Annotated in this window: 9 protein-coding genes; 3 read left to right on the top strand and 6 right to left on the bottom strand. The window is 71.9% G+C overall.

The genetic code is table 11. The features are described from left to right. Window positions 1–85: 85 nt before the first annotated feature. From QQM67_RS04450 to leuS, 5 genes are all read right to left on the bottom strand, one after another. Complete coding sequence (locus QQM67_RS04450; protein ID WP_314172260.1) at window positions 86–2497, bottom strand: ComEC/Rec2 family competence protein; 2412 nt, start codon at window positions 2495–2497, stop codon at window positions 86–88. Window positions 2498–2991: 494 nt separating this feature from the next. After that, window positions 2992–4014, bottom strand: a complete 1023-nt coding sequence (locus QQM67_RS04445) for a ComEA family DNA-binding protein (RefSeq protein ID WP_314172259.1) — start codon at window positions 4012–4014, stop codon at window positions 2992–2994. Between the two features lie 418 nt (window positions 4015–4432). Further along, window positions 4433–5290, bottom strand: coding sequence for a DegV family protein (locus tag QQM67_RS04440; protein WP_314172258.1), 858 nt, complete (start codon window positions 5288–5290; stop codon window positions 4433–4435). Between the two features lie 20 nt (window positions 5291–5310). Beyond that, window positions 5311–5979 (bottom strand): hypothetical protein, encoded by a 669-nt coding sequence (locus QQM67_RS04435; protein WP_314172257.1) that lies wholly within the window; start codon window positions 5977–5979, stop codon window positions 5311–5313. A 217-nt stretch (window positions 5980–6196) separates the two neighbouring features. Further along, complete coding sequence (gene leuS, locus QQM67_RS04430) at window positions 6197–9070, bottom strand: leucine--tRNA ligase (RefSeq protein WP_314172256.1); 2874 nt, start codon at window positions 9068–9070, stop codon at window positions 6197–6199. A gap of 714 nt (window positions 9071–9784) precedes the next feature. On the opposite strand from leuS, the gene QQM67_RS04425 reads away from it, so the two are divergent. After that, window positions 9785–10573, top strand: a complete 789-nt coding sequence (locus QQM67_RS04425) for a hypothetical protein (protein WP_314172255.1) — start codon at window positions 9785–9787, stop codon at window positions 10571–10573. A gap of 80 nt (window positions 10574–10653) precedes the next feature. Here QQM67_RS04425 and QQM67_RS04420 read toward each other — a convergent pair whose 3' ends face one another. Beyond that, window positions 10654–11238 carry a TetR/AcrR family transcriptional regulator gene (locus QQM67_RS04420; protein WP_314172254.1) on the bottom strand — a complete coding sequence of 195 codons (585 nt, stop codon included), beginning with the start codon at window positions 11236–11238 and terminating at the stop codon, window positions 10654–10656. Window positions 11239–11381: 143 nt separating this feature from the next. Between QQM67_RS04420 and QQM67_RS04415 the strand changes: the two genes are divergently transcribed. Together QQM67_RS04415 and QQM67_RS04410 are read left to right on the top strand one after the other, a co-directional pair. After that, complete coding sequence (locus tag QQM67_RS04415; protein ID WP_314172253.1) at window positions 11382–11963, top strand: hypothetical protein; 582 nt, start codon at window positions 11382–11384, stop codon at window positions 11961–11963. Between the two features lie 183 nt (window positions 11964–12146). Beyond that, entirely contained in the window at window positions 12147–13124 is a 978-nt protein-coding gene (locus QQM67_RS04410; protein ID WP_314172252.1) for a glycoside hydrolase family 64 protein, read from the top strand. The last annotated feature ends 329 nt before the right edge of the window (window positions 13125–13453 follow it).

The following is a 13453-nucleotide window of genomic DNA, read 5'->3' as shown; positions in this document are numbered from 1 at the left end:
ACGGGCCAGCCCGCTCTCCGAGCAGCCTGCCCGTGGGCGGCCGGCCGCCCACGGGGCCGCCGGACGTATGGACCGCTGGACGCCCTCACGGAGGCTCGCCCCGCTCGGGCCCGGTCGCCGGCCCCGGCGCCTCGGGTTCCTCCCGTTCCTCCCGTTCCTCCCGTTCGCTGACGACGGACGGAGCCCCTCCCGCCGTTCCGGGGCCCGCCCTTCCGTCGTGTGTCCTCGAACCCGTCACCGCCAGCGAGCCGTTGCGGTCGGTGCGGCGGACCAGGGCGCCCGCCGCCCGGAGCGCACTGACCGTACGCGGCGACGGATGCCCGTAGGGATTGCCCGCCCCACAGCTGATCAGGGCGATGCGCGGACGGAGCCGGGCCAGCAGCCCCGCGTCCTGGAACGCCGAACCATGGTGCGCGACCTTGAGCACGTCGACGGAGGACAGCGCCGGATAGGCGGTCGACAGGGCGCTCTGGGCGGCCGGTTCGAGGTCTCCGGGCAGCAGCAGGGTCATGCCGCCGCTGCGGAAGAGAAGCGTGATGCTCGCGTCGTTGGCACCGTCCGGCTGCCGCCCGCTCGGAGCCGCCCCGGGCGGCTCCGGCCACAGCGCCTGCCAGGACAGCTCTCCCACGTGCCGCCGCTCGCCCGCCGTCGAGCCGATGACGGGGACCCCTGCCCGGCGAGCCGTCCGCCGGACGAACTCCGCCTGCCCCGGCGGCTGTTCGAGCCCCGTGGTCTGGATCGCACCGACGCTCCGGCCCTTCAGCACGCCCGGCAGACCGTCGACATGGTCGGCGTGGAAGTGCGTCAGTACGAGCAGCGGCACGGAGGAGACGCCGAGCTCACGCAGGCACCGGTCGACCGCCGCCGGGTCCGGACCCGTGTCGACGACGACGGCCGTGTGCGCCCTGCCCGTGGCGAGCGCCAGCGCATCGCCCTGCCCGACGTCGCAGGCCACGAGTCGCCACCCGGGCGGCGGCCAGCCGGTGAGCGGACGGACGAGCGGCACCGGCCGGACCACCGCGAGCAGCAGAAGCAGCACGCACGCCGCGCACAGCCAGGGATGCGCCAGCAGGGCGGGCACCCGTGTGCTTCTCCCCAGCAGCAGCGCGACAGCGGACAGCGCCGCGAGCAGCAGCGCGCCGCTCCACCCGCCGGGCCAGCCGATCTCCGCTCCGGGCAGCCCGGCTCCGGTGCGCGCGAGGGCCGCGATGCCCTCGGCCGGCCAACCGGCCAGCCATGCCGCGGACTTGGCGACCGGCATCGCGAACGGCGCGGTGGCCAGAGCCGCGAAGCCCAGCACCGTGGCGGGAGCGACCGCGAACTCCGCCAGCAGATTGCACGGAACGGCGACGAGGCTGACGTGCGACGCCAGCACGGCCACCACCGGCGCACACGCGAACTGCGCGGCGGCGGCCACGGCCAGCGCCTCCGCCAGACGGCCGTTGACACCTCTGCGGCGCAAGGCCGCGCTCCAGCGCGGCGCCAGGGTGAGCAGCGCACCCGTCGCCAGCACCGACAGCAGAAAGCCGAAGTCGACGGCCAGCCACGGGTCGTGGAGCACGAGCAGCAGCACGGCGGCGGCGAGCGCGGGCAGCAGCGAGCGCCGCCGCCCGGTGAGAAGGGCCAGCAGCGTGATCAACCCGCAGGCCGCCGCCCGTATGACGCTCGGCTCGGGACGGCACACGACGACGAACGCGAGCGTCATCAGCGCCCCGAGGCAGGCCGTGCCGCGCAACGGGATGCCCAGACGCCGGGCGAGACCGCGCCGTTCGGCGAGATGGGCGGTGCCCGGCGGCCCGATGAGCACCGCCAGGATGATCGTGAGGTTCGCACCACTGACCGCCAGCAGATGCGTCATGTCCGTGGCGCGGAAGGCCTGTTCGAGATCGGGCCGCAGCCGCGAGGTGTCCCCCACGACCAGCCCCGGCAGCAGACCGCGCGCGTCTCCGTCGAGACCCTCGGCCGCCTCTCGCAGCCCCGCGCGCAGGTCCCCCGCGGTGCGCTGCAAGGCCGTCGGGCCCCGGACCACGGGTGGCGGACCGTCCGCCCGCAGCCGGACGACCGCTGCGACGTCCTGCACGCGGCCCGTATCGAGGGGAGTCGCGAGCCGTGCCGGGGCTCTCAGGCCGGTCGAGGGCAGCAGCCGGTGCCATCGGGCGGGCGGCGGCCCGTCCCGCGACTGAACGATCACCAGCACCGGCGTGCGTACGGCGGCGTCGACCGGGCCGGACGATCCGGCGCCTGGCGACGCGGAACCCCGCGTCGTGACGTGGGTGGCCTCGGCACGGAACAGCAGCGCCCCAGGCGTCCGCTGTGCGCCACGCACCCGTGGCCGGATGCGGTGCGGATCGCTCGTGACGGTCAAGTCCACGATGGCAGTGGTGTGTTGACCGGCGAGTCGCGGCAGCGGTCCGCGGCGCAGATCGGCCGCGTGCAGGGCCGCGGCACCGCCCGCCGCGGCCGCACACAGCAGCGCCGCGGCAGCAGGGAGCAGCATCGAACGGCGCCGGCCCGAACGCCCCGCATCCCGCGCGGAGTTGCCTGCCAAGGCTCGCCCCCGCTCGTCCCCGCGTAACCCGAAGCCGAGACCGCCGGCGTGCCGATGTGCACGGTCCCGACGTGCACGGTCCCGATGCGCCCGGAGCGGATGAGCACGGAACGGATGTGCGCCGGTTGCCGCAGCCGCCGCATCCCCTCGCAGTCGGCCGCCACCCGCACGTGCGAGCAGCAGCACAGCGCCCAGCACGCATGCCGCGACCCCCATCGAGGCCGCCCGCCCCGAGACGCCCAGCGCCAGCGCCGCGGCTGCCCATGCGGCGAGCGCGGGCGGAACCAGCCGCAGGTCCGCGGCCTCGTCTCGCCGCGCATCCGCCACCCACCTGCCGCCGGACCGAATCGCTCGCATCCGGACCGCGGCGTCACCCGCCCCGGAGGCAGCACCCCGCACGGACGCGCCCTCGGCGGGCGCGCCGACCGCGGACCGGCCGCCGCTCACGGCGTCACCTTCGGTTCGATATCGGCGAAGCGGCGGTCACCGATGCCGTCGACCTCCTGCAGCTGGCCGACGGAGGTGAAGCCGCCGTGCTCCTCCCGGTACTCCACGATGTGCCGCGCGAGGACCGGGCCGACACCCGGGAGCGTCTCCAGCTGTTCCGCGGGCGCCGAACTCAGGCTCACCAGCCCTCCCGAAGCCGCGCCGCCCGGATCCGCGCCCGGACCGCCGCCGCCCGCTCCCGGCGCGGCGGCGCTTCCGGCGGACGGTGCGCCGCCCGCGACGATCTGCTCGCCGTCGACGATGCGACGTGCCCGGTTGAGCCCACTGAGGTCCGTGCCCGGACGGACACCACCGGCCGCCTTCAGCGCGTCGGCGACCCGTGCCCCGCTCGGCAGCCTGTAGATGCCGGGCCTGTGCACCTTGCCGCCGACGTCCACCACCAGCCGCCTGCCCGGCAGTTGAACGGAGCCCCTCCCATCAGCTGCCGCACGCCCGGCGCCCGCGTCCTCGGCCCTGGCGGCTCCGGGAGCGGGCTGGGCCGCCGGTGCCCGTACCGCCTCGGGACGTCCGGCCCAGAAGTGATGGACGGCGAATCCGAGAGCGACGACGAGCACCACGGCGAGCGCGAGCAAGGTTCTCGGCTCGATCCCGCAGCGCAACTGCACCCACAGGGGGAGCCGTTCACGCAGAGCCAGCCGCGTCCGCTCCCCTCGCCCCGGCGATGGCCCGTCCGCATCCGCCGCGCGTGTGTGCCCCTGAGCGGCCCCGTCGGGAGGCCCGGCACCCCGCGCGGCCACGGCAGTCGGAGCCGGAGCGCCCTGAGTCCGCATCGCCGCACGCCGCGCACGGCCGCGACGCACGGCCTCCCGCGCGCTGGCCATGGCCGCGGCACGCGGCAGCACGCCCGCACCGGAGCCGCCACCACCGGACACCGGAGGATCGAGGCCCGTGCCGCCGCCCGGCCCCCGTACCACAGATGTCGTCCGCGACCCGTCGCCGCCGTCCTCACCGAGCAGCACCGCCGCGCGCTCCCCCAGCGGACACGGCGGCCCCTCCGCGTGAGCGTCGGAGCGGAGCCTGGAGCGAGATGGAGACCGCGACCGTGAACGGGAACGGAAGCGCTCCCGGGAATCGGACGGAGAGGACGGAGAAGACGGGGAGGAAGACCGAGACGAGGCAGACGAGGGGGAACGGGACCCACCGCCGGAGCCCCCACCGGGGCGCCGCAGGTCACCTGGGCGCCGCCGGTCAGCGCGGCGCAGACGGTGCCCGGCATCCCCGCGGGCAGCGCCCCCGCGGTGCTGTCCTCCGGCACGTTGACGGGAGACGAGACGAGATCGGGTGCTCATGCCGACCGACGGTACGAACGATCGGCCACCCCATCTGATCTTGCTTAATTCCCGTGGACAACCAGGCAGTTGTGGATACCGCCGTCACTCACTTCAGCGACACGACCGTGCCCAGCAGCCCCGGCCCGGTGTGCGCCCCGATCACCGCGCCCACCTCGCTCACATGCAACTCCCCCAGCCGCGGCACCCGTTCGCGCAGATGCCCGGCGAGCTGGTCGGCGCGCTCCTGCGCCGCGAGATGGTGCACCGCGATGTCGACGTTCGCGTCGCCCGCCCGCTCCACCACGATCTCTTCGAGCCGTGCGATCGCCTTGGACGCCGTACGCACCTTCTCCAGCATCGCGATCCGCCCGTCCACCAGCTCCAGCAGCGGCTTCACCGCCAGCGCCGAGCCGAAGAGCTTCTGCGCGGCACCGATCCGGCCGCCGCGCCGCAGATAGTCGAGGGTGTCGACGTAGAAGTAGGCGGAGATCCCTTCGGCGCGCTTCTCCGCGGCCGCCACCACCTCTTCCAGTGAGGCGCCCCCGGCGGCTGTGCGGGCCGCCTCCAGGGCACAGAAGCCCAGGGCCATGGCCACCAGACCGCTGTCCACGACCCGTACCGGTACGGGAGCGTCGCGCGCTGCGAGCACCGCCGCGTCGTACGTCCCGGAGATCTCGCTGGACAGGTGCAGCGACACGACGCCCTCCGCGCCGGCCTCCGCCGCCGCGCGGTACCGCTCGGCGAAGACGGCCGGGCTCGGCCGGGAGGTGGTCACCGGGCGCCGCTCGCGCAACGCGTCGGCGAGCGAGCGCGCCGAGATCCCGGAGCCCTCCTCCAGTGCCCTGTCTCCGAGCACCACTGTCAGCGGGACGACGTCGATCCGGTGCTGTGCCAGAGCCGACGACGGAAGGTAGGCCGTGGAGTCCGTGACGATCGCGACCTGGCGGGAGGTGGTGCGGGACATGAAGGGAGGCTACCGCCGTCTCACGAAGCGTTCTGCGGACGGCCCTTCTCGATGCCGGGAGGCACGTCGCCGGACACCTCGCCGGACACCCGGCCGCGGTCCCGGTGCACGGCTCCCTCGACCTGCTCGCCGGCGCCCGGCGGCTCACTGTGCCAGTGGCGCAGCGCGCCCGACTCGATCTCGATCTGTTCGCGGAGCGCACCCAGACTCTCCGCGTCGTGCCGGCTGGCGCGGTCCTGCGCCGCGAAGCGCAGCGAGTCCGCCGACTCCTTGATCCGTGCGACGCGCTCGCGCACCTCGGGCATGCGGGCCGCGGTGCGCGCCTTGTCCGGCTCGCGCTCCATCAGGTGCCGCATCTCGACGTCGAGCTGGCGGGCGTGGTCGTGGAGACGGTCGAGCAGCCCGAGCGCCTCCTGAAGGGAGGGGTCGCGGGTGACGTCGGACTCCAGGGCGCGGCGCGTGCCTTCGATGGACGAGCGCAGTTCCAGCCGCTTGCGGGCCAGCTCACCGGCCTGGCCGGGCTGTGCGCTCTTGGCCCGCAGCGCCGTCTCCTCGACCGTGCGGCGCACCTGCGTGCCCGTACGTTCGACACCGCGCTGCACGGCCCGCACCACACGCACCGTGACGATGACGCCGAAGGCCACGAACAGTACGAAGAGCAGCGCCAGCACGCCGATGACGAATTCCACGAGCAAGCTCCTCCGTCCGCCGCCACAGACCGTCTGTCTCCAGCCTAAACGGACCTGCGGCGCCAGGCGTTCCGCGGAGCCCGGACCCTCCCCTCACCCGCCCCGTAGGGGAACGGGTCAGGGAGGACCGTGTGCGCGGTCCGCGGCGAGGGCCGCACGCGGGCCCCCACCGCAGCCGAACGGCCTCAGCCCCGAAAGGCCTCAGCGCCGAACTGCCTCAGCCCGGTACGACGTTCACCAGCTTCGGCGCCCGCACGATCACCTTCCGGATGCCCGCGCCGCCCAGCGCGCCCACGATCGCCGGCTCGGCCAGGGCCCGCGCCTCCAGGTCGGCCTCGGAGATCGACGGGGAGACCTCCAGCCGCGCCCTGACCTTGCCCTTCACCTGGACCACGCACGTCACGGTCTCGTCGACCAGATACGCGGGGTCGGCGACGGGGAACTCCTCGTACACGATGCTCTCTTCGTGGCCCAGCTTCCGCCACAGCTCCTCCGCGACGTGCGGTGCCAGCGGAGCGATCAGCAGCAGCAGCGTCTCGGCCACCGAGCGCGGCACCTCACGCGCCTTGGTGACGTGGTTGTTCAGCTCGGTGATCTTGGCGATTGCGGTGTTGAAGCGCAGCGCCTCCATGTCCTGCGTGACTCCGTCGACCGCCTTGTGCAGCGCGCGCAGCGTCTCCTCGTCCGGCTCCGTGCCGGTGACGGTGACCTCGCCGGTCGTCTCGTCGACCACGTTGCGCCACACGCGTTGCAGCAGCCGGTACTGGCCGACGACCGCACGCGTGTCCCACGGCCGCGAGACGTCCAGCGGGCCCATCGCCATCTCGTACAGGCGCAGCGTGTCCGCGCCGTACTCCGCGCAGATCTCGTCCGGAGTGACGGCGTTCTTCAGGGACTTGCCCATCTTCCCCAGCAGCCGGCTGACCTGCTCGCCGTTGTGGAAGTACGCGCTGCCGGACTCCTCGACCTCCGCCGCCGGTACGGCGATGCCCCGGCTGTCGCGGTAGACGTACGCCTGGATCATGCCCTGGTTGTACAGCTTGTGGAACGGCTCGGCCGAGGAGACGTGCCCCAGGTCGTACAGCACCTTCGACCAGAACCGCGCGTACAGCAGGTGCAGGACGGCGTGTTCGGCGCCGCCGACGTACAGGTCCACGCCGCCGTGCGGCATGCCCTCGCGGGGGCCCATCCAGTAGCGCTCGACCTCGGGGTCGACCAGGCGCTCGCTGTTGTGCGGGTCCAGATACCGCAGCTCGTACCAGCACGAACCGGCCCAGTTGGGCATGGTGTTGGTCTCGCGGCGGAAGCGCCGCGGGCCCTTGCCGTCGCCCAGGTCCAGGGTGACGTGGACCCACTCCTCGTTGCGCGACAGCGGCGTCTCGGGGACGGTGTCGGCGTCGTCCGGCTCGAAGATCCGCGGCGAGTAGTCGTCGACCTCGGGCAGTTGCAGCGGCAGCATCGACTCGGGCAGCGAGTGCGCGACGCCCTCCTCGTCGTACAGGATCGGGAAGGGCTCGCCCCAGTAGCGCTGACGGCTGAACAGCCAGTCGCGCAGACGGTAGTTGACCGTTCCGGCGCCGATGCCCTCGCGCTCCAGCCATTCGGTCATCCGCGCCTTGGCGGGGGCGACCTCCAGGCCGTCCAGACTGACGCCGTCCGACGCGGAGTTGACGATCGTCGCGTCGTACGAGACGAACGCCTCGTCCCACCGGCCGGTGTCCGTGCCGCGGCCGTCGGTGGGCTCCACGACGCAGCGCATCGGCAGCTCGAAGGCGCGCGCGAAGGCGAAGTCGCGGTGGTCGTGCGCCGGGACGGCCATGATCGCGCCGGTGCCGTAGCCCATCAGCACGTAGTCGGCGATGAAGACCGGGATCCGCTCGCCGTTGACCGGATTCGTCGCGAACGCGCCGGTGAAGACGCCGGTCTTGTCCTTGGCCTCGGCCTGCCGCTCGACGTCCGACTTGGCGGCGGCCTGCGCGCGGTAGGCGGCGACGGCGGCCGCCGGGTCGGCGTGACCGCCCGTCCACACCTCGTGGGTGCCTTCGGGCCACTCCACCGGGACGACGCTGTCGACCAGCGGGTGCTCGGGCGCCAGCACCATGTACGTCGCCCCGAACAGGGTGTCCTGGCGCGTGGTGAAGACCTCGATCTTGCTGTCGCCCAGCGGGAAGTCGATGCGGGCGCCCTCGCTCCGGCCGATCCAGTTGCGCTGCTGCAACTTGATCGCCTCGGGCCAGTCCAGGCCGTCCAGGTCGGTCAGCAGGCGGTCCGCGTATGCGGTGATGCGCATGTTCCACTGGCGCAACTGCGCCTTGAACACGGGGTAGTTGCCGCGCTCCGAGCGGCCCTCCGCCGTGACCTCCTCGTTCGCCAGCACGGTGCCCAGCCCGGGGCACCAGTTGACGGGGGCGTCGGACGCGTACGCCAGCCGGTACTCGCCCAGGACCTCGGCCCGCTGCACATCGTTCAGCTCGTCCCAGCGCCCGAATCCGCCGGGCGTCTCACGCTTCCCGGACGCGAACTCCTCGACCAGTTCGTCGATCGGACGGGCCCTGTCGGCCTCCGTGTCGTACCAGGAGTTGAAGATCTGGAGGAAGATCCACTGGGTCCACTTGTAGTACTCGGGGTCGATCGTCGCGAAGGCGCGGCGCTGGTCGTGGCCCAGGCCCAGGCGGCGCAGCTGCGCCTTCATCTGGACGATGTTGGCCTCGGTCGAGGTCCGCGGGTGCGTGCCGGTCTGCACCGCGTACTGCTCCGCGGGCAGGCCGAAGGCGTCGAAGCCCAGCGTGTGCAGGACGTTGTGCCCCGTCATCCGCTGGAAGCGGGCGAAGGCGTCGGTGGCGATGTATCCCAGCGGGTGCCCCACGTGCAGGCCCGCGCCCGAGGGGTAGGGAAACATGTCCATGATGAACTTCTTGGGCTTCGCGGCCGTCTCGGGGTCGCCCGCCAGGTCGCCGTCCCCGGGGTTCGGCGCCTCGTACGTGCCCTGCTTCTCCCAGAAGTCCTGCCAGCGCGCCTCGATGTCGGCGGCCAGAGCCGCCGTGTAGCGATGGGGCGCGGTGCTCTCCGCGCCGGTCGTCGTCTCGGTCATCGTCTCAAAGCTCCATCGGTCGTCCCTGCCGAGCACAAATGAAAAATCCCCTCGCACAGGAGGGGACGCCGCGCCGATTCCGGTCCCCTCGGTCGTCTGACGCGGGGGCCGGGACTGATCAGCGCGGCCGGCTAAGCAGAAGGCGTACGGCACGCATGCGGTCAGGGTACCGCAAGGGCGACGCGGCTTCGCACGGGATTCCCACCGCCCCGGGGGCCTGCGGGCCGCCGCCGGGGCCGCCCGCGGCCCACGACCCGAAGTCCCGGCTCCCTCCAGCGAGTTGACGCTCGCGCCGGCACGGTCCGGGGCAGGCCCGGGGCGGCGCCCTGGACCCCGGGGGCCCGGGGCTTGGCCCGCGCTCGGGGTGCCGGAGCGCCGGGGGGGGCGGCAGCGGGGTCGGGTCTGGTGCGCGGGGCGCTGGATGCGCGGCCGGGTGTGGGTGGACCCCCGTCACCGCGGCGGCGGGAGGGGCGGGCAGCTGTTGGCGACCGGCACCAGCCCCGCACGGGCTCGCGGCCGGGGGCCTGTCCGGCGGATCATGGCCGGGGTGGGGTCTGCCGTACCCCGAGCGGGTGGCAGACCCCAGTGACCGGCGGGCCCCGGTACGAAATGGTCGTCGGCATGTCAGCAACGTCACGGGCCACCAGCACGCGCGGACGATCTCGATCCGCGGGTACCTCCGGTCGCGCACTCGCTCTGCTCGTCGCTCTCGCCGTGGCCCTCGTCGCTGCCTTCAACTTCGTGCCCCGCCCTCTGGCGGCGAGCATGTCGGGCACCGGCTACGACGATCAGCGCACCTTCATCGACAGCCTCTCCGAGGCGTTCGTCGACTACTGGAGTTCCGGCGACCGGAACCTCTCCCCGGGCTGGAAGAAGCTCATCGAGTACTGGGTCTACTACCACGCAGCAAAGGCCGTGATCGCTGCGATCTTGCTGATCGTGCTCATCGCGCTCGGCGTTCTTCTCTGGAAGGCGTTTCTGCGGGCCGACGGCCTCCGAGCCGGAAGCAGGGTCGCTCTCGCCTCGGCCGGGGCCGTCGTCGCGGCGCTCGCGCTGTGCGCGTTGGTGACGACAGAGGGCAACTTCCAGGATGCGACGGTGCCCTTCTCCTCACTGATGGGATGGCTGCCGGTCCACGCGTCCCACGGGGAGCTCGCCGATACGCTCGATCAAGTACGGCAGCACCTGGCCCACTACCCGGACACCGGCGACCGAACTCCGCCTGCCCTCAAGGTGATGGTCAGCGACTTCTCCCGATTCCACGTGGTGAGGGTCGTGACCGCCACGATCGTGGCGATCGTCCTTGCCGGAGCAAGTGCGGTGTCCTGGAAGAGATTTGCGAGAACAGGGGCGTCCGACAGGCGAACGAGGCGCGTGTTCAGGTCGTTCGGTCTCGTCTCGGCCTTGTTGTCGCTGGCCGTCATCGTTGTCGCCGCGGCCAACGTCGCCGTCACAGCCGACCCCGCACCGGCGCTCCTGGACCTGTTCAGGGGCGGATGGTGACGGGCAGCCGCCAGAGGTCGAGGTAGGCGAGGACGGCGAGTCTGGCGGTGCCGGGCGTCGGGCCCACGTAGGAAACGGTCTCAGCCGGGACGCGACTGGAGGATTCCCTCCACGCCTTGCAGGAAGGTCTCGGAGACCAGTTTGGAGTCGAAGAGGCAGCCGGCTGCCATCGCGCCGTCTCTGAGCATGACGAGGTGCCGGGCGGCCGGATCGGCGGGTGCGTAGCCTGCCTGTGCCAGCAGATCCGTGACCGTGTTCAGGAACCACTGCCTGTGAGCGAGGACGGCCTGGTGAACGGGGCTGGCAGGATCGGGGTATTCGGCTGCCGCGTTGAGAAAGGCACAGCCGCGGAAACCGGTGGACTGGATGCCCTCGGTGATGGATCTTCCGACGGCCCGGACCTTGTCGACCGCCGGCCGGCTGCCCGCCACGGCGTCGGCGACCTGCCCCCGGATTGCCTGGTCGGCCTGACCGAGGTACGCGAGGACGAGTTCTTCCTTGCCGCTGAAGTGCCGGTACAGCGTGGCCCGGGTCACCTTCGCCTCCGCGATGATCCGGTCGACGCCGACGGAGTGGATCCCCTCCGCGTAGAAGATCTTGGTTGCTGTATTGAGCAGGCGAGCTCGCGCTGCGGACGGGCTGCCGCCTTCTGAACTCCGGCTCATACCGTCACGCTACCAAAGCACGAGGGAGAACGTTCGGTCTTGACAAGGGCCGCACAGAGCGCTTTCAATCTTGCGAGACCGAACGTTCTCCCTCATTCGAGATGGATCAGGGCATCACCACGCCACCGCTGAAAAGGAACCCCATGGACACTCTCGTGAGCACCTCTACCTCCAGCGTTCCCGTGACTCTGCGCAAGCTGTACTTCCTGCGCTTCGGGTTCGCCGCCGTGTGGGCCGTCCTGCTGTTCGCCACCGCCCGCACGCTGGGGCCGCTCAGCATGACGCTCCTGGTGATCTACCCCCTGTTCGACGTGGCGTCCGCGGTCGTCGACGTCCGCTCCGCCAAGGCGAACGCCACCACGGCTCCTGCCTTGTACGTGAACATCGCGATCAGCTCACTGGCCGCCGTCGCCTTGGTCGCGGCGACCACATCCGGCATCCCGGCCGTGCTGCGCGTGTGGGGAACCTGGGCCGTCGTCGCCGGAATCGTCCAGCTCGTCGCGGGTGCCGCCCGCAGGGAACTGGGCGGCCAGTGGCCGATGATCGCCAGCGGTGCCATCTCCACCGTGGCCGGCGCCTCGTTCTTCGCCATGGCCGGCAGCGATCACCCCACGCTGGTCAACCTCGCCGGCTACGCCTTCCTCGGCGGCCTCTTCTTCCTCGTCTCCGCCTTCCGGCTGAACCGCGTCCGGCTCGGTGCCAAGCCGGACCAACTCACCATGTAGGCAACGGTCTTGTGCGTAGGAACCTCTACGAGAGCCTCGGCACCTCAAGCGGGCCTTAAGTAGTCCTTAGAGGATGCTGAGGGCAATGGAGTTGGGCGGTTCTTCCCGCTTTCCCGGGTGGTCTGGACCTGGTTGGGCGCGCTAGCGTTCAGCCGTCTCACACCCCCCACCTTTGGAATACACGTGTCTTCTCGTATTTCAGCCCGCAAGCGGCTCGCCATAGGACTGGCTGTCGGAGCCGTCGCAGCCGGCGGACTCGCCGTGACCGCGCAGGCGAACCCCGACACGGCACACAAGGCCGAGCAGAGCGCCGCCGGAAAGGCCAAGGCGGGAGATCCCCCGCCGGACGACTTCTGGGGCGACACCGGCAGCATCCCGCCGGCGAAGAACGTGCTGACGCTGAAGGTCCTCAACAAGACCAACGGCAAGTACCCCGACGACAAGGTCTTCTGGACCTTCAACGACGAGACGCACTCCATCGCCGAGCAGTCCACCGTGGACATGAAGGCCAACAGCGCGGGCCGGATGACCTTCCATCTCGGCTCGCCCGACAGCAAGTTGACCGACTTCATCGAATTCACCGTCGGCGACGACGTGTTCAACGGCAACACCACGCGCGTCGACGGCTTCGGCCTGAAGCTGGCCATGCGGCTGCACTCGCACGACGGCGACGACGTGCAGGTCGGCGAGGACTACGCGACGTTCCAGCAGAGCAGGGAAGAGACCTTCGCGCAGTACAAGGACGAGGTGCCGGACGAGTTCGACGGGCTTGCCGACGCCGACCAGAAGAGCATCCTCGCGCCCCGCAGCTCCCCCGACTTCAAGGAGGGCGGCAAGCACGCGGACTACTTCGACTCCTACGCCAAGTCGGCCGGTGTCGACGCGTCCACCGCCGAGATCATGGGCTGCTCCGGAAAGCTTGCCGAGGAGGCCGGCAAGTGCTCCGCGGTCAACCGGCACGTGGCGCATCTCCCGGAGTCGGACTGGTCCGACCCCGGCAAGTACTACAAGGAGAAGCCGGCCAACTACTTCGCCAAGTTCTGGCACGACCACGGCATCAACAACTTGGCGTACGGCTTCCCCTACGACGACTTCGCGGGCCAGTCCTCGTTCGTCTCGCACAACGACCCGGAGTGGCTGGCAGTCGCCGTCGGCTACTGACGGCGCGCGGCAGCAGGCCCGTACAGGCCGCACCGCGTCAGCGGGCCCGGCACCCCCGGCACGGCGGGAGGGGCCGGGCCCGCGGCATGCCTGGACGGGACGTCCACCGACGCTGCTCGCTGGGGGCGAAGCCCCCGCCTCAGGGTGCCGGGGCGCGCAGCCCCGGCACAGGGCAACAACGAACCAGACGGCGCCCCGGAAGGGGGTGCAGGGGCGCAGCCCCGCAGAAGGGGGTGCAGGGGCGCAGCCCCGCAGAAGGGGGTGCAGGGGCGCAGCCCCGCAGAAGGGGGTGCAGGGGCACAGCCCCGCAGAAGGGGGTGCCGGGGGGC

This window comes from Streptomyces winkii (assembly GCF_032248595.1).
Classification (GTDB): Bacteria; Actinomycetota; Actinomycetes; order Streptomycetales; family Streptomycetaceae; genus Streptomyces; species Streptomyces winkii.
This window is presented reverse-complemented; position numbering and strand designations above follow the sequence as displayed.